Genomic DNA, 24401 nt, shown 5'->3' with positions numbered 1-24401 from the left:
GCTTTATCAAGGAAATAACAATGAAAACAAAGTCAGTATGTCTTACTTTTTTAGCACTTAGCCTCTCTGCTGGTGCGATTGCGAAGCCGCTTGTCATTGCGCATCGTGGTGCATCGGGCTACTTGCCTGAGCACACGCTAGAAGCCAAAGCACTTGCTTACGCAATGAAACCTGACTACATAGAGCAAGATGTGGTAATGACGAAAGATGACCAGTTGGTCGTGTTGCATGACCATTATCTCGATCGCGTAACGGATGTTGCGGAGCGTTTTCCTGATCGTGCACGTAAAGATGGTCGTTATTATGCGATTGATTTCACTCTGGCGGAAATCAAATCCTTGCGAGTAACTGAAGGCTTTAATATCGATGACAAAGGCAACAAAGTAGCGGGCTATCCAACCCGATTCCCTATGTGGAAATCTGATTTCACCGTGCCGACGTTTGCTGAAGAGATTGAGCTGATCCAAGGCTTAAACAAAACGCTGGGTTATGACATCGGTATTTACCCAGAAATTAAAGCGCCTTGGTTCCATCGTCATGAAGGTAAGGACATTTCTAAAGCAGTACTTAAAGTCTTGAAGCAGTACGGTTACGGCTCTCAAGACGACAAAGTCTACCTTCAGTGTTTTGATGCGAATGAACTTCAACGCATCAACAGTGAACTCATGCCTGCAATGGACATGGACTTAAAGCTCGTTCAGCTTATGGCTTACACGGACTGGAACGAAACTATGGTGTACAAAGGCGACAAGGCAACACCATACAGTTATGACTGGATGTTCGAAGCCGACGGAATGAAGAAAGTAGCGAGTTACGCGGAAGGAATTGGACCTTGGAAGCCGATGCTGGTGGATGATAAGTCAACCAAAGACAATATCATCATCAAGCCGTTGATGAAGGCTGCAAAAGACGCTGGCTTGCAAGTGCATCCATACACGTTCCGCGCCGATCCAGGACGCATTCCAGCGTACACTGACAGCTTTGAAGGCATGATGGATGTGTACTACAACCAACTAAAAGTGGATGGTTTGTTTACTGATTTCCCAGATAAAGCGGTCAGCTTTTTAAATCAGTAATCACGCATTTTTCTTTAAGCTAAAAAATCCCCCAACAGTTTCCTGTTGGGGGATTTTTCTTAACTATTTATTAGTTGTTTTTATGCAGTTCGCTGTTCAGTTCAACCGCGCTCTTGTTAGCAAGACATTCGATTTGACCTGTTACAGAGTTACGACGGAACAGTAGGTCAGAAACTCCAGCAAGATCGCGTGCTTTCACCACTTCGACTTCTTGACCGTCAGAATCTAGCATGCGTACTTTAGAACCAGCAGTTACGTACAGACCTGATTCGATAGTACAACGGTCACCCATTGGGAAACCAAGACCTGCGTTCGCGCCTAGTAGAGAGTTTTCACCGATAGAAACCACAACTTTACCGCCGCCAGATAGCGTACCCATGATAGATGCGCCGCCGCCGATGTCAGAGCCGTTACCAACCACTACGCCAGCAGAGATACGACCTTCAACCATGCTTACGCCTGTTGTACCCGCGTTGAAGTTGATGAAGCCTTCGTGCATTACTGTTGTGCCTTCGCCAACGTGTGCGCCAAGACGTACGCGAGAAGTATCAGCGATACGAACGCCAGTTGGTACCACGTAGTCCACCATTTTAGGGAACTTGTCTACGCAATCTACGCTTAGTGCACGACCCGCTAGGCGAGCTTCAATTTGACGCTCTGCTAGTTCAGGTAGATCGATTGGACCTTCGTTAGTCCATGCGATGTTGTGCAGTAGACCGAAGATGCCGTCTAGTACCGTGCCGTGTGGTTGAACTAGGCGGTTAGAGATAAGTTGAAGCTTTAGGAAGCCTTCAGCAACGCTTTGTGGTTGTTCGTCAGTTGCAAGGATAACCAGTACAAGTGGTTGTGCTGATTCTGCTGCTTTTGCTGCGAAAGATGCGTTTGCCGCATCGCCGTTTGCTTCAAATGCTGCTGCTAGTTCTGCGCTTTGTGCTGCAGAGATCTCGATAGCTTGGTTGCCTTGCTCGTAACCTGCTACTGCTGCTAGTGCGTTAACAAGCGCTTCGCTTGGGTTAAGAACTGGGTTTGGGAAAAACGCTTCGATGATTTTGCCGTCGCGGTTTTTAGTTGCCGTACCAAAGGCTAGAGAGAAGAAAGCCATAGTTGATCTCCATGTGTTGAGTCTTGTGTCTCGTCTGTTCACTGACAAGAAATAATTAAGTTGTCAGTCATCATAATGAGAGTGCTAGGGAGTTTAAAGAGGGGAAATAGATAAAGTCTGTAGATGGATACCTTTTGTCTTTTTAGAGATATGTTTGTCTGATGAGAAATGTGTCGCAAAAGCCTTCTCAGACCGGTTTGGGGTAAAGACACAGTGAAGTTGGAGAAGGGGGCATAGCAAAAAATAAGGGGAGGGCCGAAGTCACTCCCCCTACACTGGGTTTGTTGGATTTACTGGCTTTGGATAGTAAAGCGATAAATCGACTTAGAGGCTTAGCTCGCCGACCTCTACTGCAAGTGCAACCGTTGCCCCTACCATTGGGTTGTTACCCATGCCGATGAAACCCATCATTGCAACGTGCGCTGGTACTGAAGAGCTACCCGCGAATTGTGCATCGGCGTGCATGCGACCCATAGTGTCTGTCATGCCGTAGGATGCAGGACCCGCCGCCACGTTATCTGGGTGTAGAGTACGACCAGTACCACCACCTGATGCCACAGAGAAGTAAGGCATGCCTTCACGGTTACGTTCCGCTTTGTAGATACCTGCTACAGGGTGTTGGAAGCGAGTCGGGTTGGTTGAGTTACCTGTGATGCTCACATCCACTTGTTCTTTATGCATGATAGCCACGCCTTCACGCACATCGTCTGCACCGTAGCAAAGGATCTCACCACGTGGACCTTGCGAGAATCGACGACGTTCTACTTCCACTAACTCACCAGTTTGGTAGTTGTATTGAGTGCGTACGTAAGTGAAACCATTGATGCGTGAGATGAGGTAAGCGGCGTCTTTACCCAAACCGTTCAGGATCACTTTCAACGGATTTTTGCGTGATTTGTTGACGTTCAATGCGATTTTGATTGCGCCTTCTGCCGCTGCGAATGACTCATGGCCCGCAAGGAAAGCGAAACAGCCACTTTCTTCATTCAATAGACGAGCCGCCAATGCACCGTGACCGATACCCACTCGGCGTTGTTCTGCTACGCTGCCTGGTTTTGTGCAGGCTTGAAGGCCTTCACCGATGATGTTTGCCGCTTCTTCTGCTGTTTTTGCTCCGCGGAAAATCGCCAAAGCAGTGCCTAGCGTGTAGGCATCGGCAGCGCTTTCAAACGCGATAGGTTGAGTGTCCATCACTAGTGCTTTAGGGTCGATACCACGATCCATACAGTATTGGTAAGCCTCTTCCAGAGAAGAAAGTTGCATTTCGTCTAATGTGCGACGTACAGATTCAGTAATTGGAGTGTTCATAATCTCTTTCCTCTTGGTGGCAATTATTGTTGGCGTGGGTTGATGGTCGTTACGGCTTCGTCAAAACGACCGTAAGTCCCCGTTGCTTTGTCTGCGGCTTCTGCAGCAGATACGCCTTCGTTGAAGGCTTTCATCATCTTGCCGAGGTTGAGATATTGGTAACCAATCACTTCTTTGTTTTCGTCTAGCGCGAGTTTTGTTACGTAGCCTTCAGCCAACTCCATGTAACGCACGCCTTTTGCTTTAGTTGAGTAACTAGTACCCACTTGGCTACGTTGAGTTTGACCAAGGTCTTCCAGTGCCGCACCAATTTCCAAGCCGCCTTCAGAGAAAGCAGATTGAGTACGACCGTAAACAAATTGAAGGAAGATTTCGCGCATCGCGACGTTAATAGCATCACATACCAAGTCGGTATTCAGTGCTTCAAGAATGGTTTTGCCAGTTAGGATTTCTGCGGCCATCGCGGCTGATTGAGTCATGCCTGAACAGCCGATCGTTTCGATCAAAGCTTCTTCGATGATGCCGTTTTTGACGTTAAGAGTCAGTTTTGCTGCACCTTGTTGAGGAGCACAAGCACCAACGCCGTGGCTAAGACCAGAAATCGCGATAACGTCTTTTGGATTGATCATTGCGCCTTCAACAGGGATCGGTGCAGATGCATGAAGATCGCCGCGTTGAATCGGGCACATTGATTGGATTTCGTGTGAATATTGCATAATGTTTTCCCAGTGTATTTTTATTTTTGAGAAAACAGGAGCGGGGTTGGAGAAGAGTTGAATTGCTCACTACAGAACTCTCGCTTTCACAACATAAGCGAAAGCACTTCCAACAGGGCTGACCTGTTTTCGTTTCTGTAGGAGTCATTAGCTTTAACAGCGGTTCGAATCTTTCGATTCCGGTGGCACCCCATCACCGGACCCATTTAGACTAGATCTAAGTCACGCTAATCTGCAACATGAAATTTAGAGCAATTTGGGATATTAAATCGGTTCTTTATATTCTCAGAGATATATGGAGATAAACGGAAGGAATAAAAAAACGCCGCATAATGCGACGTTTTTTCTAAACAAATGAGAGGCTTATGCAGCGTCTTCTTGTTCGCTATCTTCTTCAACAGCTTCAAGCTTCTTTGCTTTTTTTGGTGCAGGTTTACGTTTTGCACCCAGAGCGTAAAGCACTTCTTCTTTGTTTTGCGCAAGGAACATTGCAAGATCTTCTTGCTTACCTTCGTCTTCTAGAAGTTCACTTTTACCCAGCAGTGAGAATAACTCGTCTGCCATATCCAGCATTTTGTCGTATGCGTCAGCTTCCGCTTTAGAGGTAAAAGTCATTTTCTCTTCTCCATTGCGTTCTACCACGTACTTGACGATTACAGCCATGGTTGGTCCCCTAATTTGGTGTATTGATACTGGCTTTTTATACAGTTTTTGACCAATCAAGTCTAGCGACAAGCCTCAGAATGAGAGACACGTACAACTAACTGACTAGCATTTAAACTATCTTGGTTTCACTTTGCGGATTTATTCCCCAAAGGAAGGTTTGTTGGTCGCTCCCAATCTTGGCAAAATTCGATAAACGTTCTGAGCAATGGGCTTTGATATTTCTCTTTATGAACCAGTAACCAGAAGCGGCGCTTCATATCTAAAGGCATGTCGAGCAGTTTTACGCGGCCGTCACGAATAGCAGGTTCTGCAGACAAACGTGACAAGCAGCCCAAGCCTAACCCTGCCGATACTGAGTTGATCAACGCTTCGGTGGTATTGAGCTGAAAAGCTTCATGCCAATGTTCCAAGCGCGGCGCGACAACGCGCATAAAAAATTCGCGTGAACCAGATCCTGCCTCTCGCAATATCCATTCACTGTTTTCTAGCTCGGTTAAGTTTACTGGCCCTTCGTGCACGGCTGGGGAATCGGGCGCGCAAATCACGCACATTTCATCTTCGCTAAACTGGGTGGACTGCAATTCAGGGTGAAGTGTTTTGCCTTCAATGAGGGCTATGTCTAACTCGTAATCGGTCAGCATGTCGCAGATTTGTGCGGAGTTAGAAATGAACAGGCTTTGAGAACGATGGTTCGTTTGCTGACGAAATTCGCTAAGCAAATAGGGCGCGACTTGGTTGCCAATGGTGTCGCTGGCACCAATGCGAAGTTGGCCCGATAGCGCTTGGTCACCATCGAAAATGCTCTCGATGTCCTTGGCTCGGTTGAGTAATTCGTCCGCCAGTGGCAGCAGTTTTTGACCTTCTTGGTTCAAAATTAGTCGGTTATTAACACGATCAAACAAGTGATGGCCGATCTGCTTTTCTAATTCTGAGAGTGCCATGCTCACAGCGGCTTTTGACAAAAAGAGACTATCAGAAGCTGCTGTGAGCGTTTTGTGCTGCGTGACCGTCGTAAACACTTTCAGTTGTTTAAGAGAAATGTGACTTGCCATACCCCACCGTTAAGTAATTCTGAACGTTTGTTTTAAATAATTAGATATATCGGAACGAAGTGCAAGCGTATTATACGCTCCATCAAGAGTGAGTCTGGTTGAGGTCATCATGATTCAAAGAACAAAAGCAAAAGTAATGGGAGCACCAACTCCGATGGCGGGTTTGGCTCTTGGTATTGCAAGCTTAGGCTGGAGTTGGGAAAACTTCGCCGAATTACATGGCTACGGACAGTGGATTAGTGCGGGTATCGCGAGCGTATTGTTGGCTATATTGGCAACCAAGTTTTTGCTACATAACCATCTATTGAGACAAGATCTTGCTCATCCGGTTGTGGGTAGCGTGGTTCCGACATTTGCGATGGGCACTATGGTGGTATCGAACTCTCTCGGCCATTTTTACCCATTGGCTGGTGATGTGCTTTGGCTGATTGCGGTGGTTCTGCACATCGTGTTCTTGGTGAGCTTTGTTTACCATCGCGCCAAAGATTTTGAATTGCACCACATGGTTCCTAGTTGGTTTGTACCGCCAGTGGGTATCATCGTTGCGGATGTGTCTTTCTCTGGCAACCCGATGTTAGCACCAGTGGCACAAGGTGCATTGATGTTTGGTATGGTGGCGTACGCGATCATGTTGCCGATGATGATTTACCGTTTCATGTTTACCCATGAAATTCCGGATGCAGCGAAACCAACAATGGCAATCATGGCAGCGCCAGCAAGTTTATCATTGGCAGGGTACTTAACGGTCACTGCGACACCATCACCAGTGATCATCGCTATGCTATTTGGTATCGCGGTATTGATGACAGCCATCATTTACCTCGCATTCTTTAAATTGCTTAGACTGCCATTTAGCCCAGGCTATGCGGCGTTCACTTTTCCGATGGTGATCGGTGCGACGGCGCTGTTTAAAATGGCGAATTGGATGGAGTTGCAAGGATTGGCTACGCACTATGTTCAACAAGTGCGAAGCTTAGCTGGTCTTGAGTTGATTGTGGCAACATTTGTTGTCTCTTATGTGGCTTTACAATACATCAACAACTTATTGATTCAGCCACGCTTGATGCACGCTCATCACGCTTAAATAGCAGATAGGAAAAAGCCTCTTGGTCTTACAACCAAGAGGCTTTTTTATTTCAATCGGCGTCGATGTTGGACACTAGCCTTTTTTGTAAAATCGCGACATCTCATCCAGAGAATGACGAATGATATCGACAGGAACTTTCTGTTCTTTCTCGACTTTTAACTGACGATTCAGTTGCTGAGAGTGCCCGCCAGGGTTGACCACAAGCATCAATTCTTTGCCGACCAATGCATAGTTGTAGTAGCTGCCTGCAATATACCAATCGCGAGAGGCAGAGCTATCAAACAAGTTATGACCAACACTGTATGAACTCGTTGTGCCTTGAACGTCAAACAGCGTATTCATCATGGTTGGCACGACGTCAAAATGGGTCGTGCGGTAATCAACTTGCTCTGGCTGACGATTTGGCATGTACACGTAAAGAGGCACATGTACTTGAACGTCACTGTAGTTACCCGTGTGGCCCCAATAGTTCATCTTATGGTCGTTAAACTCTTCACCATGATCTGATGAAATCACCACAATGGTGTTGTCTAAGTCGACATTTTTCAGCACATCACCAATCAAGCTGTCGATGTAGTACAACGAGTTCTTGTATCGATTGTGGTAAAGCGAAGCGTCAAAATCGTTGTTGAGCAAAATGTGGTCAACGCGTTCCCAGTATGGTTTGAATTTCGCAAATTCAGGTTCAGGAAACACCGTGCCGTGGGCGGCATCGTAGAACAGAAAACCAAAGTACGGCTTGTCGCTATCCTGCTTTTGGAACTCGATGAACTTGTCTGTTATCTGCTGATCGCGCTCGACAGCTGTTTCCCCAGTTTGTTTCAGGGTCAAGTCCGACACTTTTTTGAATACCGTGCGAGAAAGTGGCGGGCTGGTGAGCGGTGCCGAGCCAAAAATGCCCATGCGGTAGCCTTCTGCTTGCAGCGTATCCATAAACACAGGAGAGCGTTGACTTGCGTAAAAGCTTTCCCAGTAGGTCGCTGGCAAGCTGTAAAACAGGCTGAAAATACCCGCTTGAGTTGAGTTGCCGCCGCTCATATGTTGTGTGAAATTCACTGTTTTTTCGGCGAACTTGCTGACATTTGGCATGACTTCCGGCGTCGCATCACTGTAGCGCCACGCATCAACCAAGATAAACAAGACATTGGGTTGTTTCTCTTTGCTTTGCACTTGAATCGGCGCAAGCGGATAGTTGAGTGAGCTACGTTCAATGTTGGTTAACTCTACGCGGTTCTTCGATGCAATGCTCTCATCCACTAGGTCGTGTTTGTAAATAAATTTACGAGCCGTCAGCGGGTAGTAAAGTGGCCAGTTATTCGAAAACTGACTGACTTCATCGTCGTAAAGTGCGTTTTTGTACGCATGAATCATCTGCGTGCTAAGCAATACAGCAAACCAAACGCTGATCAAAACGAACTTAGCTCGGCTTTCTGACAGTTGATTACTTACCCAAACGGTACAAGCGAGCCCGATCACCAGAATGGCAATTTCACTGATGAAGATTAGCCAACTCATCCAAGAAATATCGAAGACATCACCGCCACCTTCGAAAAACATACGGATTAATAGAGCGTTGATGTGAAGTTTGTATTGCTGAAAAACGAGGATATCGACTTTAAACATGATCAATAGACAGATCGCGATAGCGATCACGATGCCTTTGAATACTCGAGTCGGTAGAAAAGAGAGCAATAAACTCAACAACATAAATGGAAGAGCGATCAAGCCCAGCCAGCCATATTGAGTCGAAACCAAATAGTAACCTTGCAACAAGGTTAGCGGTTCATTCTGATTGTTAGACAACACAAAAGGATAACAAGCGATCGACAGGTACACTGCAAAGCAAGCAAAAAAAGCAATCAGCCAAGCGCTGTTGGAAGACAGTTTGCGAAACATACTTTTTGTTTGTTTATAAATTATGGGTAGAGGGAGTATAAAACAGTGTTTTTTATTATGGAATAGTTGCGACGAATGTCACATTTTGTATGGAAGTGTCAGACTTGATTGACATGTGAAAATTCAGAAGATTCATACTCTATTTGAGTGATATATAACCTTTTGTTTTTTCCGAACGCGAGATCACTGCGGGTTTAAATGGGGCTGTGCTAAGCTAGCTAACAGTTTCAATCGGCGCTCGGTATTCCCAATTTGTTTACTGTTTATCACTCCAACCAAGTTGACGTTCTTAAATCACTCCTTGTCGAACTGATTCGAATCAGTCCGCTGGAAAACCCGTTCGAAAAAGAACAAATTCTGGTTCAAAGTCCGGGCATGTCCCAGTGGCTAAAAATGGAATTGGCCAAAGAGTTTGGTGTTGCCGCGAACATTGATTTTCCGCTCCCTGCTACTTTCATTTGGGAAATGTTTACGCAGGTGTTGCCAGACGTGCCAAAACGCAGTGCGTTTAACAAAGAAGCGATGACGTGGAAGTTGATGCATCTGCTGCCGGGGCTTCTCAACCAAGAGGTGTTTTCGCCGTTAGCGCAGTACCTCAAAGATGACATTGACCACTCTAAGCTGTATCAGCTGGCTGAGAAAATTGCCGATATTTTCGATGGTTACTTGGTGTATCGTCCGGAATGGATCGCAAGTTGGGAAGCTGGGCAGAGTGTGCCAGAGCTGGAAGATGAGCATCCGTGGCAGCCGATCTTATGGCAAGCGTTGTATGATCACACTGTGTCATTAGGGCAGTCTCCTTATCACCGTGCCAACCTTTATGAGCACTTTATCGACACGTTAGAGAGTTTTAACTGCAATTTTGACCATTTGCCCAAGCGTTTGTTTGTTTTTGGCATTTCTTCGTTGCCGCCTCGCTATATGGATGCGCTAAAAGCAATTGGTGAACACATCGACGTGCATCTGATGTTCACTAACCCTTGTCGTTATTATTGGGGTGAAGTTCGAGATCGCAAATATCTGGCTCGTTTGGCGGCGAAACATCGTCAGCACGTTGTGTGGCAGGACGATCACTCGGAAGTGCAAGGTGAAACTGAGCAACTGAAAGGTTCATTGGAAGATAATGTGATCGATGAGCTGCACACCGATGTGGTCGGAAACAGTCTGTTGGCGTCCATGGGTAAACTCGGGCGCGACAATATGTATCTGTTGTCTCAGCTGGAATCTCATGAAATCGAAGCCTTTGTTGATGTTGAGCGCGACAGTCTGCTCCATCAATTGCAAGCGGATATTCTCAATCTTGAAGAACATCAAGATGACCAACAGATTGAAAACAGTCATCACAAACAAGTGGTTAGCTTGGGTGATAAATCACTGAGCCTACACGCTTGTCACAGCCCGATGCGCGAAGTGGAAGTGCTGCATGATCAACTGTTGGCGATGTTCGATGCTGACCCAACGTTAAAACCGCGCGATATTATCGTGATGGTCGCGGACATCAACGCTTACAGCCCTGCGATTCAGGCGGTCTTTGGTAACGCGCCGGGTGAGCGTTTTATTCCCTATTCGATTTCTGACCGAACCGCCGATCAAGAGAGCCCAATTCTGGCCGCATTTATGCAGTTGGTGAACTTACCCAATACGCGCTGTTTGGCATCAGAACTACTCGAACTTCTGGAAACTCCGGCGATATTAAAGCGTTTTGAACTCAGCGAAGATGATTTTTTACAAGCCAAACAATGGGTTGAGGAATCGGGGATTCGCTGGGGATTGGATGCCAATACCGGACGCGAATTTGAACTGCCGGAAACCCGTCAAAACACATGGCAATTTGGTATTCAACGCATGTTGCTTGGCTACGCGATGCCAGAATCCGCAGGTTTGTTTGAAACCGAGCAAGGCAGTTTGTCTCCGTACAACGAAGTGCAAGGCATGGGCGCAGAGCTGGCGGGCAAGTTGGCACACTTTATCCAACAAATTAGCACTTATCGAAGCAAACTTTCTCATGTTCAAACTATCGATGGTTGGCGAGAGACTTTGGTTTCACTGCTGGATGACTTCTTCTCAGTTGAGTTAGAAGGCGAAATGGCGCTCAAGTCCATTCGCGATACGCTCAGCCAACTCAAAGAGCAATTAGCTGATGCCGCATTTGATGATGCGTTATCGCCGTCGATCATCTGCCAATACCTTCAAAACAAATTATCTGGCACACGAGTCAGCCAGCGCTTCCTTGCTGGTCAAGTGAACTTTTGTACCCTGATGCCGATGCGCTCTATTCCGTTTAGAACCGTTTGTCTACTGGGGATGAATGACGGCGTGTACCCACGCTCCATGCCGCCAGAAGGCTTTGACTTGATGACAGGAAGAACCAAACCGGGCGACCGTTCGCGCCGAGATGATGACCGTTACCTATTCCTCGAAGCGATGTTGTCTGCACAACAAACGCTCTACATCAGTTATGTTGGCCGTTCAATCCAAGACAATACCGAGCGAGTGCCTTCGGTTCTGGTTTCTGAGCTGATGGAATACTGCCACCAAAACTATTGTTTAAGTGGTGATGAAGCGTTGCCTGTTGATGAGTCTGGCGACAACTTATTAAATGCGTTGGTGAATACCCACGCCATGGTGCCGTTTAGCCCAAGTGCGTTCCAAGGCATGCACGCCAGCTACGCGAAAGAGTGGATTCCAGCGGCATTGACTCAAAGCAGTCAATCGCAAGGCTATGTCCGTCGTGATTTTAATCGGGCATTAGACGACTATCTGTTGGGAGCGACGTTCCCGCTTGAGCTCGACTTAGTCGAGTTGCAACGTTTCTGGCGTTTACCAGTGCAGTATTTTTTCAATCGTCGTTTAAAAGTAATCTTTGAACCGCCGCTACCGGTGATGGAAGACGACGAACCCTTTGTTTTAGGTGGTTTGGAAAGCTATCAAATGCGTGATGAGCTGTTAGAAATCTTGCTTGAAACGACATTGATGCAGCCAGAGAAAAAAACAGAGGTGCTTAAACACTTTATGAGTCAACAGCGCGCGCAAGGCAAACTGCCGGTGGGGGCGTTTGGTGATATCGAATTTGAAACCAACCGAGTTCAGGCGGAAGAGCTGGTGGATAAACTGGCGTTTTTATCTGGTGCGCCTCAAGACGATTTGGAAATCGACCTGACGTTTGATTCCTTGTTTGAGCGAAATGAAGGCGAAGAGAAAAACGTTCGCCTAACAGGTTGGCTAACTCAATGCTACCAATCCGGTTTGATTCGCTATCGAAGCGGTAAGATTCGATCGCAGGATTACCTTGCAGCGTGGATCGATCACCTTGCCATGTCGGCGTCGGGTCATGCTAAGAAAACCCACATCATTGGTTACGATCGTAAAGAAGGCGCGCTGCATTTGATCTACCCAGAAATTGCCGATGCTCAGTATGCCAAACAGCTACTGACTGAATTAGTTCGCTTATTCTTCGAAGGCATGACTAAGCCTTTGCCTTATTTCCCGAAAACGGCGTTGGCTTGTGTTGAAGCGGGCTTTAGTCGCGGTCAGTGGGTAGATGACGAAGAGAAATCTTTGAAGAAAATGGCTGACGCATTCAATGATGGCTTCATGAGCCCGGGCGAAGGCAATAATGCGTACATCTCTCGAATTTGGCCTGCTTGGAATGATGAGTTGGCCTCAGAAGTTCGTTTGCTGACAGCATTAGTTTTGCAAGGTGCGCGCTTAGCGGTTCAAGACGCTGATGACGTAAAAGCGTAATAAAGACAGTTGGATAAAGAGAAGGAAGAGTAGGGTGGCCGCCAGAAAATCATTATTTTTTGTAGGGCGTTCGCTGTACGGCCACAAGGTCAGAGGGACCATGATACTTTTGTTTAATTCATTTGAGTTGTGCCGCCAAAAGGTTTGGCTTATCTCGTGGGGCGCATACTAACGGTACGTCTTATGGATAACCGTGAGAAAGATCTCACAAAGCTCTAAATTATCCAACTTGTTAAACATATTAATAGAATTTTTAACTATAGATCACATTTATTAGGTGATACGTCCTAGTAAATAATCCGGAGAGATTCAGCGTTATGGATCAAATGTCAGGTGCAGAGTGTCCTCTACATACGTTAGACCGCACAGAGCAACCTCAACCAACGCCACTAGAACCGATGACGTTTCCTCTGCACGGTGCGAGGTTAATCGAGGCATCAGCAGGTACAGGTAAAACCTTCACTATTGCAGGTTTATATCTGCGCCTTTTGCTTGGTCACGGCAGCGCGGAAACTCGACATCGCGTACCGCTTACGGTCGACCAAATTCTGGTCGTAACCTTTACCGAAGCGGCAACTGCGGAATTACGCGATCGTATCAGGGCAAGAATCCATGATGCGCGAATCGCGTTTGCGCGTGGACAGAGTTCCGATCCGGTGATCCAACCTTTGCTTAATGAGTTTGACGATCACAAGCAAGCCGCAGAAATTTTATTGCAGGCAGAGCGTCAGATGGACGAGGCGGCGGTCTACACCATTCACGGTTTTTGCCAACGTATGCTAACGCAAAATGCGTTTGAATCTGGCAGCCGATTTAATAACGAGTTTGTGACCGATGAAAGTCACCTAAAAGCGCAAGTTGTAGCCGATTACTGGCGCCGAAATTTCTACCCATTGCCATTTACTTTGGCGGGAGAAATCCGCCAGCTATGGGGCTCTCCATCTGCGTTGTTGTCTGACATCAGCAATTACTTAACTGGCGCGCCGTTAAGCCTTTCTGTTCCAGCAATGAAAGGCAGTTTGGCTGATCTTCATACTGAAAATTTGAAAAAAATTGATGAATTAAAAGCACAGTGGCGAGAAAGCCAAGATGACTTCTTGACGCTGATTTCAGATTCAGATATTAACAAACGCAGCTACACCAAAAAGTCTCTGCCGACGTGGTTGGAGGCGGTAAACGCTTGGGCTGCAACGGAAACCACAGGTTACGATTATCCAGACAAGCTGGAGAAATTCGCGCAAAACGTCTTGTTGGAAAAAACACCGAAAGGCAGTGCGCCGCAGCACGCGGTATTTGAAGCCATTGAAACATTTCTTGCTAACCCAATCAGCTTAAAAGCGCCACTGCTTGCTCATGCGATTGAGCATTGTCGTGTGATGCTGGCCAACGCGAAAAATCAAAAACAGTGGCTCTCTTTCGATGATTTGCTGACACAACTTTCTGCTTCTATCGATACGGACGAAAGCGAGCTTTTAGCGGCGCGTATTCGTACTTTGTATCCTGTCGCAATGATTGACGAGTTCCAAGATACCGACCCGCTTCAATACAGTATTTTCAGCCGTATTTATCTGAACAACCCGGAATGTGGTTTGTTTATGATCGGTGACCCCAAGCAGGCGATTTATGGCTTTCGTGGCGCAGACATTTTCACATATATCAAAGCGCGTAACCAAGTAAGTGCCCACTACACGTTAGGAACCAACTGGCGTTCTAGCGCAGATATGGTGCAGGCGGTAAACCAAGTATTTGCCTTGCCTGATAGTCCATTTATCTATGATTCGGACATCCCGTTCTTACCCGTAAAATACAGTCCCAATGCCGAAAAACGCATTTGGACTATGGGTTGCCAAAAGCAACCCGCGCTGACCTATTGGTTGCAAGAAGCGGACGATAAACCGCTACCCAAAGGCGAGTATTTGACTCGAATGGCGGAGGCGACCGCAAGCCAAATCCAAACCATTTTGACGCAGGCTCAACAGGGGAAAGCGTGTCTGGTGAATGGCGAAAAACAGAAAGCGGTTCAAGCGGGCGATATCGCAGTGTTGGTTCGAACAGGTAGTGAAGGTCGCATGATCAAACAAGCGTTGGCTGATCAAGGCATTGCCAGCGTGTACCTGTCTAACCGAGACAGTGTGTTTACCAGTTCAGTGGCGCAGGATCTACAGCGTTTGCTGCAAGCGGTGCTGACTCCAGAAAATGACCGTGCGCTGCGTGCAAGTCTTGCTTCTGAGCTGTTTGCCCTCGACGCAGCAAGTTTGGATGCACTTAATAACGATGAAGTGGTGTGGGAAAACGCCGTAAACGAATTCAAAGAATATCGCAAACTTTGGATTCAACGTGGTGTGCTGCCGATGTTGCGCGCGGTGATCAGCAAACGCCATATTGCCGAGCGATTACTAGAAGAAGGTGCGAGTTCACAGGGTGAAAATGGTGAGCGAGTACTTACCGATTTAATGCACATTGGTGAACTGCTTCAACACGCCAGTAATGAACTGGATAGCGATCACGGTCTGCTGCGTTGGCTCGCTCAGTCTATCAGTGATGCGGAAAACGGTTTGGGTGGCAGTGATGACCAAATCCAACGTTTAGAATCGGAACGTAACTTAGTGCAGATCGTAACTATTCACAAATCAAAAGGCTTGGAGTATGACCTCGTATTTCTGCCGTTTGTGTTCAGCTATCGAGAAGCCAGTGAAGCCAAATATTACGATGCAGCCAATGACCGCACGGTACTGGATATCACTGGCAACGATGCGTCCATGAAGCAAGCGGACAAAGAGCGTTTGGCGGAAGACTTACGCTTGATATACGTGGCACTAACGCGTGCTGTTTATGCGTGTTTTATCGGTGCCTCACCGTTGCGCAATGGCCGTTCGACCAAAGAGCCAACTGGTGTACACCGCAGTGCGATTGGCTATTTGATTCAAAATGGTCAAGAAGGTGGCATTAACGATTTGCACCAAGGTTTAACAAAGCAACAAGACGAGCTTGATTGTGTCGTTGTGGCCGATCCGCCGCAGCAACTCGAAGAGAAGTACGTAGCGCCACAAGAAGAAATATACGATCTTAGCGCGAAAGAGCTGCAAAACCCTATCGACAGAAACTGGCGCATCACCAGTTATTCTGGCTTGGTCAAGCAAGGCTCTCATCACGCCGAGCATGATGCCACGATTGAGATTACGGGTTTTGATATCGACTCATCTGAAGAACAAGACGAAGCGGATTTGGTGGAGCCAGAGCGTTCGATTTTTACCTTCCCTCGTGGAGCGCGTCCGGGTACGTTCCTGCACAGCTTGTTTGAGGAAATTGAATTTACTCAGCCAGCCACGACGGAAGAGAATACACAAATCATCCTTGGCTTGATGGAAAGCGAACAGCTCGATGAAGAGTGGTTGCCCATTTTACAGCAATTGATTGATACCGTACTCGCAACGCCGTTGGATGGTAAATCTTTGCTGCTGAATCAAAAAGCACCGTCGCAACGTTTGGTGGAGATGGAGTTTTTGCTGCCGATTGAAGTTTTGTCTGCACCGGCGTTAAACCGAGTCATTCAACGTCACGATCCGTTGTCGGCGAAAGCGGGGGATTTAGGTTTCCAAACCGTGCAAGGCATGCTCAAAGGTTTTATCGACTTGGTGTTTGAACATCAAGGTAAATACTACGTGCTTGACTGGAAATCGAATCATCTTGGCGACGATGTGACGCACTACCATGGTGAGGCTCTGAAATCGGCGATGGCTGAGCACCGCTACGATTTGCAGTACCAGATTTATGCGTTAGCACTGCATCGTTTCCTACGCAGCCGATTGGCGAATTATCAATACGAGCAGCACTTCGGTGGTGTGTATTACTTGTTCTTACGCGGCATGGATGGGCAGAGTGACCACGGCATTTTTGCTGCGAAACCAACCTTAGACTTCTTACAAGAGATGGATCGTTTGATTGATGGTCAAGTACTTGAAACGCGCTCAACTCAAGCCGGGCAGATGGAGCTACTTTAATGACGACAAATCACAATCTTCATTCTGGCCAAGATAGTTTATTGGTAGTGCTGGAACGCTTGGCGCACAAAGGTGCTATTCGTCAGCTCGACTACCAATTCGCCTGTTTTATTGATTCTCAAACACATGATGAACAGTCGGACAGCCAAGCACTGGCGTTTATCGCTGGTGTTGTCAGTAGTGAGCTCGGTAAAGGACATATCTGTCTGTCTCTGTTCGATGCACAAGGGCAATCTACGGATTTAGCCAGTAAGCTAGGGCTGTTTGGTGAGTCGGCATTGGCGCTTAATACACAGTTGCAAGGCATAGACTGGATTCAAGTATTACAAAATTCCAGCGTGGTCGGCGCGCAAGGAGAAGCCTTGCCTTTAATGTTCGATGGTGAGCGTCTGTATCTGCATCGCTATTGGCATTATGAAGTGACACTGGCGGAAAAGCTCAATCAGCTGGGCGCCGCAGTTAACTTGCAACCACAAGAGTTTGCGCGATTATCCGAGTTGCTCAACCATTTATTTGCACGCCAATACCATTTTCTGTTTAACGCGTTAGGCAAAGCAGTAGAAGCGGGAAGCAGCAACCAAGTGTTGCGTCAACAATTGGTGTGTGACCACCTTGATGTGGTCGCAAGCGAATCGTTGGATTGGCACGCCATTGATTCCGTGCTTAGCAATGCGCGCAAGGTTCAGGATTTACAAACACTGGATGAACTCGTGCCACTCTCGGCTTGCGTGAACTGGCAAAAAGTCGCGGCGGCAGTTGCGTTAACCCGTCGATTTGCTGTGATTTCTGGTGGCCCAGGTACGGGTAAAACGACGACAGTAACCAAATTGCTTGCTGCTTTGATTGAACAGGCGACGCAAGAGAAAAATCTAACCATCAAGCTGGTGGCCCCGACGGGGAAAGCGGCGGCGCGATTAACCGAGTCCATTGGTAAAGCAGTGCAAGAACTGCCAGTTTCTCCGGAGCTAAAAGCCAAAATTCCGACTGAATCAAGCACCTTACATCGGTTGCTGGGTGCGATTCCTAATAGCGCAGAATTTCGTCACAACAAGCAAAATCCACTGCATTTGGATATTTTAGTTATCGACGAAGCGTCGATGGTCGATTTGCCAATGATGTACAAAGTGGTTGATGCCTTACCGAAACATGCGCGGCTGATTTTGCTAGGTGATAAAGACCAACTTGCTTCAGTTGAAGCCGGGGCCGTGTTGGGTGATATCTGTTCGTTCCATGCATTGGGTTATGGCAAAGAGCAGGCGTCAGCCATCTCAAAACTGACGGGTTTCGATACTTTAGCCCATACGGGTAACAGTGCATCTAGCATTGCCGATAGTTTATGTATGCTGCAAAAGAGCTACCGATTTGATGCTCGCTCAGGCATTGGTCAGTTGGCAAAAGCGGTTAACTCCGGTTCTGCTGCGAGCGTAGATAACGTCTGGGCGCGTGACTTTTCTGACATCGAACATTTCGCGCTAAGTAGTCAACATTACAACCAAATGATGCAGACGTTGGTGCAGGAATACGGTCGTTACCTCAAACGCATTGGACAACAGGAAACCGATCCTAAAACCGGAGAGCCAGAGTCGCTAACGCACAAAGCCAAAGCGGTGTTAGATACCTTCAACCAATGCCGGTTGCTGTGCGCGATCCGTGAAGGTGACTTCGGTGTGGCTGGGCTAAACCAACGTATCGAGAAAGCGCTCGCAGCGCGCAAGTTCATTCAAGTTCAGGATGAAATTTGGTACCACGGCAGACCCGTCATGGTTACGCGTAATGATCACGGTTTAGGTTTGTATAACGGTGATATTGGTATTTGCATGCGAGATGACACTGAAGAAGAACCGCGTTTGAAAGTCTTTTTTGAGTTACCTGACGGCAGTGTGAAATCGGTCTTGCCAAGCCGAGTACCTGAACATGAAACGGCTTACGCCATGACCATCCATAAATCGCAAGGCAGTGAATTTGATTACACCCTGATGATTTTGCCACCAGACTTTAGCCCGATATTAACCCGTGAGTTGATTTACACAGGCATTACCCGCGCGAAAAAGCGTTTAGCTCTTTACGCCGAACTTAATGTTCTGAAGCGAGGCATTAAGGTGAAAACCACTCGTGCGAGTGGGTTAGTACAGCGGCTTACCAACTGATTATGGACTTAGTTTATAGTCAGTTTTACCTTTGTTACATGTCAAACTTGGTGATGAGTTGTGTTTTAACAATTCTCTTTCTGAAAGAAAAGTCATTTCAATTGATGTTTTTGAATCTGAAACGTTAACATTATGCGCAATTATGGGCATAAGGATCTGAATGAAATGAATACAACTTACTTTAACAGCGTTAATAGGTATAGCTACATATATAGTGTTAAGCCTGGTGATACTCTTACGAGAATTATATGGAAGTTTTATCATTTTAAGTTTGGAACAGATGGCTATAATTTTGCTCTTGCTCAAATAAAAAAAGACAACCCTAAAATTTCAGACCCTAATTCGATTAAATCTGGTCAATCTATTTACTTGAGAAAGTTGAACGTTTCAAATACCAAGCAATCTGAGTTTTCTTCTAAAATTGCCATTTCAGATCATGATCAAGCGCAATTTGAATCAACGATGAAATCTATGTCGCAAAACGAAAAGGAAGCATTTTGGGCTCTTTCTTGGCTTGATGATAATTGGGGGCCTGCGAGCGCAGGTATCGGTGCTACTTTTGCGTCCATGGGGGCTTTATTAGGAGATAGTGAAAAAGGAAATGTTGCAGAGCTAAAAAAGCTTGATGGTTTATATAGAGATTATAAATCAGGAACGTTTTCGAAAGGGCAGTATGATTATCGCAGGAAAAAACTATTAGAGAATGTAGCAAAAAATCTTGGACCAACTGAGAAGCTTCTCTTTAATGGTAAGAAAGCTCGAGAGGCTATGAGGATATCTAGAAACGGCGGGGTTATGACTACTGCGGCGCTTAAGAAGAATACAGATAGGTTAGCAAAGTTATCAAAAGTAGCAGCTAAAGGCGGCACTGTATTAACTGCAGTTAATATTGGTATTGCCTGCGATCAGATAGCTAGAGCAGACTCTAACGCAAAGAAAAACGAAATATTGGTGGAAACTGCAGCAAGTACAGTAGTTGGTTTAGCTGGCGGGGCCGTTATATCTCTGGTAGTTATGGCTACTCCAGTTGGTTGGATAGGCGCTATCGCTTTAGGGGTTGTCTCTGCCAGTGCTAGTTATGCGTCTGGTAAAGTTGTTGCTGATAAATACAAAGAGTTATATAGCAATATAGACTTAGTTGGTAAGACCAAGGTCGGTGAAGTTTGCAGTTATTAGAAGTTTCTTTTATTACATTTTTTGTTGCAGGTGCTTTGTTAGTTTTTTGGTACCTGATAGTAGGTATTTTGCTTATTGTTATCACGCCGCAAAAAGTAAAGCACTATGCGTATACTAGTGAGCACTATACAGATATTGAGCTTGCTTTAGTTTCTGGATTTCACTTTGGGGCCTTAATACATGGATTAGCTCTTGTTGCCGCAGTTGCATTTCCTAAGTTGGCCAAAAAAAGAAAGCTAACAGATATTCGTAGAGTTTGCCCAAAGTGGTTCATAAGTATTGGGCTAGTGTACTGGACTATTTTAATCTTTATCGTAGTCACTATTTTTGCATCTTTGTTAGCTATGATTTTGTTTTGAATTGATTACGTACGTAAAAGAAGACCGAGCTTATGGCTCGGTCTTCTTTTATGCATGTTTTGCAAACGCATTGGTAAAAGACACGCTGCGTATTTTGTATTGCTGTTGATAAGCAAGAATAAAATCTCGGATAGCGTCATTTACGGGGAAAACACAGTGGACGTCTAGGCCTTCTAAAAACTGATTGTCAGCCATATCCCAGAAGCTTTGAAGCGAATTACAAATGATTGTTCTCATAACAGTGCTCGTCTCGGCTTATTTAAAGTCAGATTAACAACTGTCCTTGGTGTGCAATACGGAGCTAACTAGTTTTTCAATTGCCCAGTATTTTAGGGTGAAGGCTACATTACATCACCTAGATCCATTCGTATTGGTTAAAAACCAATCACTAGCGAGCAGAGTATAGCCAACCAAATGTATATTTAAAAGATAAAATTGGAACAAAAATCAAGCAATGGTTTGCGCATTTCTAAGTTGGGTTTACATGATGACCCGCTAGTCCGGAGTAGGGTTTATGTGTGGCCTTACTCCTAAACAAACTCGTTCCTAAACAAGCTCGATGTGCAGGGTTGAGCGTTAATGAACTGAATCCTGCCCTTTGAGGTTAGTTGGTATAGTGGAACGTTAAGTTTCGCTCCCTGATTTAAGGTTAAGCTATAAATCTAACGCTAAGATTTTGGACTTACGCTGGAAGTTATATAACCCTTGTTTGGCTCCAGGCAAATAGTCGACACTGACTTCGTAAAAACCTTGCTCTCTAAACCAATGCAAACTGTGTGTCGTGAGGACAAAAATTTGATCAATGGTCTCGGATTTAGAACGATGTTTCATGTAGTTGAGCAGTAACAAACCTCGGTTTCCATCACGATAGTCAGGGTGAATCGCTACGCAAGCCATCTCAGCTTTGCGCTCTTCTGGGTATGGATAAAGGGCAGCACAGCCAATAATCAAGCCGTCTTTTTCGATGATGGTAAATTTTCCAATCTCTTGCTCTAGCTGCTCTCGAGAGCGCCTAACGAGTACACCTTGTTCTTCTAAAGGGCGAATGAGGTCTAAGATACCGCCAATATCGTCAATATTAGCTTGCCTCACTTGTTCAGCACTCGCCATAACAACTTGGGTACCGATACCGTCGAAAGAGAACAACTCCTGAATTAAGGCGCCATCTACTTTATAACTGATCAAGTGGCTACGAGGTACTCCGGCACGGCAAGCGGCAATAGAGCCTTTAAGAAAGCGCAGTGTCCCAGTGTTGTAATCTAGGTCAGGAGACGTATTTTCAGAGAGTGTTTTGATGACATGCTCCGCTTCAATTGGCAGTAACTCGGCGACAGCATTGCCGTTGTCATCAATGACACCTTGTTCGGAGCAAAAACCAATCAGCTTATCCGCACCCAGCTTTATCGCTAGTTGGGTGGCGACTTCTTCCGATAATAAATTGAAGCACTCGCCAGTCACAGAGCTCGCAATGGGGCCAAGTAGCACAATAGAGCCTTGGTCGAGCGTGCGATTAATCGCGTCGGTGTCAATGCGGCGAATACGTCCACTATGGCAATAGTCCACACCATCATCAACGCCGAGTGGTTGGGCAATGATGTAGTTTCCGCTAACGACATTGAGCTGGGTACCTGCCATCGGAGTATTGTTGAGGCTCATTGATAGGCGCGCAGTAATCGCAAGCTGAAGTTGTCCGGCAGCTTGCATAACAACAGATAAAGCCGATTCATCCGTAATGCGGATATTTTTGTGGTAAGGCGTAGTGAGGTCTTGTTTTTCTAGCAGCTGATTAATTTGAGGACGTGCACCATACACCACCACGACTTTGATTCCGAGGCTGTGCATGAGGGCGATATCATTAATAATGTTGCCAAAATTTTTGTGTGCGACGGCTTCTCCGCCCAGCATGATCACCATGGTTTTTCCGCGGTGAGCATTGACATAAGGTGTTGATTGACGGAATCCTTTTACGAGAGCAGTACTACGAATTTTCACTACAGCCATTCCTTTGTTTAATTATGTTAGAATAATGCCTTTTTATTCATTTGGTGGCAAGGTGAAATTTTGGAATAAAGCACAAACATATTGAGGTAGGTTCTTGGTCCCGTTAAAAGGGAAGGTTACAATGGGTGCGTCTTTCCTCAATACGTGAACCTCATGTCTTCTGCTGTTAATAAGAATGCTGCGATCACTGCTTCCAATCTGTCAAAAACGTCATCTAAATCAATGCTTCGTAAGTGGCTAGAGCGTTCTCTCATGCTTATAGCGATAGTTGGAACCGTTGTCGTGTGCATGCTGTATAGTGATTTGATTACTCGAACCATTAATCCGCCCATTCCCAAATCGACAATTTATGGTCGCTGGGTTGAGCAAGATGTTGCGCCTTATGCTCGTGAAGAATTTGTGTTGAGTGAGCGCGGTGTTACCGTAAATGGTTCTACAGTGGCGACCAGTTTTGAATTCGATGGGGATTCGTTTTCGTATCGAGTGGGTTCAAATGAGCGGCACTTCAATTTTGTGGGTAAGCAGCATGCAGAAATGAAGCTGGATGCCAATGCACATTATCTACCTGTATTCCGTTTAGAGGGGCGTGCAAGGATTGCGGTAAGATAGTCGTTTTTATCTTTGTCTGTTAAGCAGAGATCTCTTGCGTCTGTGAGTCACATGGATGATCACAATTTCATCTCTCAATCAGTAAATCTTACTTTCAAACATAATCCGGACAATTCCGTAATTCTTCCGCTGCTATCATGTTGTATTAACTGAATGAATTCACAACGAGTAAACGGATTGGCTTAGCGTTGAAACATTTTGTCGTTGCTTTTCAATTGCACCGTATGCATTTGTTTGCCATCCTTTTGCTATTCTCTTTTACGGAAAAGACACGTGTTAAAAAAACTCCTTCCTATTATCTCTTTGAGCCTACTCTTTGGCTGTGCTCAACAAAATGATCGTGCTCAGCAATATCTTGATGGTGAGTTTCCTCAGATCCTCAATCAAGTGGATGTGGTTGAGTCTAACAAACCACGCGATTTTACTGAATTTAACAAGCAAGCTGAGCAAGTGGTGATAAAGTCACCATCCATGGCGAAGATATACCAACCGCTATATCAACGATTAAGTGAGTGGGCGCAACAGAGTGGAGATACCAGTGCGTTGAGTGCGTTTGGCATTCAAGCCGCGCAATTGGGTGGTGGTGATAAAAAAGGTAATGTGCTGTTTACCGGATACTTTTCTCCCGTGATGGAGCTGCGTCATACACCAAACGACATTTTTAAGTACCCAGTTTATGGCAAGCCAAACTGCTCATCAGATTGTCCGACTCGTGCGGAGATCTACAACGGGGCATTAGATGGCCAAGGTTTAGTGCTAGGTTATGCGCCTAACCGTATTGACCCGTTTATGATGGAAGTGCAGGGCAGTGGCTATGTGCATTTTGAAGATGATGATACGTTGGAGTACTTCGCGTACGCAGGGAAAAATAATAAAGCTTACGTTAGTATTGGCCGCATTTTGATTGAACGTGGTGAAGTGCCGCGTGAAAAAATGTCTCTCAAAGCGATTAAAGAGTGGGTAATGGACAACGACGACGCAACAGTACGCGAGTTGTTGGAGCAAAACCCTTCTTACGTCTTCTTTGCGCCAAAAGCGGAAGCGCCAGTAACGGGATCGGCTGGTATTCCTTTGTTACCAATGGCCGCGGTCGCGGGTGACCGTTCTATCTTACCAATGGGCACACCAATCTTGGCGGAAGTACCATTGCTGAATGCGGATGGTACGTGGAGCGGTGCTCATCAACTGCGAATGCTGATCGTTTTAGACACTGGTGGTGCGGTAAAACAGAACCATTTGGATCTGTATCATGGCATTGGTGCGAGAGCAGGAACGGAAGCAGGGCACTACAAGCATTTTGGTCGAGTTTGGAAACTTGGGCTGGAAAACTCACCAACTCAAGCGCCTTGGGCTTTGCCGCCAGAAAAGCTACAATAGCGACCCAAGAAAGAGGAACCGCCTCTTATCTAGACATTTCATCAAAGAGTGCGTATAAATCGCACTCTTTGTTTTTCTATCGAT

Annotated in this window: 17 protein-coding genes and 1 riboswitch; of the genes, 9 read left to right on the top strand and 8 right to left on the bottom strand. The window is 46.1% G+C overall.

Going from position 1 to position 24401, the window contains the following annotated elements:
- The first annotated feature begins 20 nt into the window (after window positions 1–20).
- Window positions 21–1076, top strand: coding sequence for a glycerophosphodiester phosphodiesterase (gene glpQ, locus R7Z78_RS10795; RefSeq protein ID WP_104975551.1), 1056 nt, complete (start codon window positions 21–23; stop codon window positions 1074–1076).
- Window positions 1077–1146: 70 nt separating this feature from the next.
- Here the strand turns inward: glpQ and dapD are convergent, their stop codons facing one another.
- The 5 genes from dapD to R7Z78_RS10770 form a co-directional block, all read right to left on the bottom strand.
- Entirely contained in the window at window positions 1147–2178 is a 1032-nt protein-coding gene (gene dapD, locus R7Z78_RS10790) for a 2,3,4,5-tetrahydropyridine-2,6-dicarboxylate N-succinyltransferase (RefSeq protein ID WP_025768219.1), read from the bottom strand.
- 324 nt (window positions 2179–2502) lie between these two features.
- On the bottom strand, window positions 2503–3486 hold the full coding sequence (locus R7Z78_RS10785; protein ID WP_009707468.1) for a GGGtGRT protein: 984 nt from the start codon (window positions 3484–3486) through the stop codon (window positions 2503–2505).
- Between the two features lie 23 nt (window positions 3487–3509).
- Window positions 3510–4202, bottom strand: coding sequence for an iron-sulfur cluster assembly scaffold protein (locus R7Z78_RS10780; protein ID WP_104975550.1), 693 nt, complete (start codon window positions 4200–4202; stop codon window positions 3510–3512).
- A gap of 131 nt (window positions 4203–4333) precedes the next feature.
- Window positions 4334–4409, bottom strand: a riboswitch (Fluoride riboswitch).
- Window positions 4410–4565: 156 nt separating this feature from the next.
- Window positions 4566–4865 (bottom strand): YebG family protein, encoded by a 300-nt coding sequence (locus tag R7Z78_RS10775; protein WP_005380208.1) that lies wholly within the window; start codon window positions 4863–4865, stop codon window positions 4566–4568.
- 128 nt (window positions 4866–4993) lie between these two features.
- Window positions 4994–5920: a LysR substrate-binding domain-containing protein gene (locus tag R7Z78_RS10770; protein ID WP_104975549.1), complete on the bottom strand. Its 927-nt coding sequence runs from the start codon at window positions 5918–5920 to the stop codon at window positions 4994–4996.
- A gap of 109 nt (window positions 5921–6029) precedes the next feature.
- On the opposite strand from R7Z78_RS10770, the gene R7Z78_RS10765 reads away from it, so the two are divergent.
- Window positions 6030–7004, top strand: coding sequence for a TDT family transporter (locus tag R7Z78_RS10765; protein WP_047102632.1), 975 nt, complete (start codon window positions 6030–6032; stop codon window positions 7002–7004).
- Window positions 7005–7079: 75 nt separating this feature from the next.
- Here the strand turns inward: R7Z78_RS10765 and R7Z78_RS10760 are convergent, their stop codons facing one another.
- Complete coding sequence (locus R7Z78_RS10760) at window positions 7080–8903, bottom strand: DUF3413 domain-containing protein (protein WP_104975548.1); 1824 nt, start codon at window positions 8901–8903, stop codon at window positions 7080–7082.
- 252 nt (window positions 8904–9155) lie between these two features.
- On the opposite strand from R7Z78_RS10760, the gene recC reads away from it, so the two are divergent.
- From recC to R7Z78_RS10735, 5 genes are all read left to right on the top strand, one after another.
- Entirely contained in the window at window positions 9156–12647 is a 3492-nt protein-coding gene (recC, locus tag R7Z78_RS10755) for an exodeoxyribonuclease V subunit gamma (RefSeq protein ID WP_104975547.1), read from the top strand.
- A 326-nt stretch (window positions 12648–12973) separates the two neighbouring features.
- Window positions 12974–16648, top strand: a complete 3675-nt coding sequence (gene recB / locus R7Z78_RS10750) for an exodeoxyribonuclease V subunit beta (RefSeq protein ID WP_169644376.1) — start codon at window positions 12974–12976, stop codon at window positions 16646–16648.
- The gene (gene recD, locus R7Z78_RS10745; RefSeq protein ID WP_104975545.1) at window positions 16648–18795 is read left to right on the top strand and encodes an exodeoxyribonuclease V subunit alpha; all 2148 of its coding nucleotides are present in this window, start codon (window positions 16648–16650) and stop codon (window positions 18793–18795) included. The genes recB and recD overlap by 1 nt, the downstream gene beginning before the upstream one ends.
- A 165-nt stretch (window positions 18796–18960) precedes the next feature.
- Window positions 18961–19971: a LysM peptidoglycan-binding domain-containing protein gene (locus R7Z78_RS10740; RefSeq protein ID WP_054574840.1), complete on the top strand. Its 1011-nt coding sequence runs from the start codon at window positions 18961–18963 to the stop codon at window positions 19969–19971.
- The gene (locus R7Z78_RS10735; protein WP_031780957.1) at window positions 19959–20330 is read left to right on the top strand and encodes a hypothetical protein; all 372 of its coding nucleotides are present in this window, start codon (window positions 19959–19961) and stop codon (window positions 20328–20330) included. The genes R7Z78_RS10740 and R7Z78_RS10735 overlap by 13 nt, the downstream gene beginning before the upstream one ends.
- Window positions 20331–20378: 48 nt before the next feature.
- On the opposite strand, the gene R7Z78_RS10730 is transcribed toward R7Z78_RS10735, so the two are convergent.
- Entirely contained in the window at window positions 20379–20567 is a 189-nt protein-coding gene (locus R7Z78_RS10730) for a hypothetical protein (protein ID WP_005380230.1), read from the bottom strand.
- 417 nt (window positions 20568–20984) lie between these two features.
- On the bottom strand, window positions 20985–22322 hold the full coding sequence (argA, locus tag R7Z78_RS10725; protein WP_012841478.1) for an amino-acid N-acetyltransferase: 1338 nt from the start codon (window positions 22320–22322) through the stop codon (window positions 20985–20987).
- Between the two features lie 162 nt (window positions 22323–22484).
- On the opposite strand from argA, the gene R7Z78_RS10720 reads away from it, so the two are divergent.
- Both R7Z78_RS10720 and mltA read left to right on the top strand, forming a co-directional pair.
- Complete coding sequence (locus R7Z78_RS10720; protein ID WP_005380234.1) at window positions 22485–22940, top strand: DUF2850 domain-containing protein; 456 nt, start codon at window positions 22485–22487, stop codon at window positions 22938–22940.
- A 273-nt stretch (window positions 22941–23213) separates the two neighbouring features.
- The gene (mltA, locus tag R7Z78_RS10715) at window positions 23214–24317 is read left to right on the top strand and encodes a murein transglycosylase A (RefSeq protein ID WP_005391723.1); all 1104 of its coding nucleotides are present in this window, start codon (window positions 23214–23216) and stop codon (window positions 24315–24317) included.
- Window positions 24318–24401: the final 84 nt, after the last annotated feature.

This window comes from Vibrio sp. 1167 (genome assembly GCF_033340375.1).
GTDB lineage: Bacteria > Pseudomonadota > Gammaproteobacteria > Enterobacterales > Vibrionaceae > Vibrio > Vibrio alginolyticus.
This window is presented reverse-complemented; position numbering and strand designations above follow the sequence as displayed.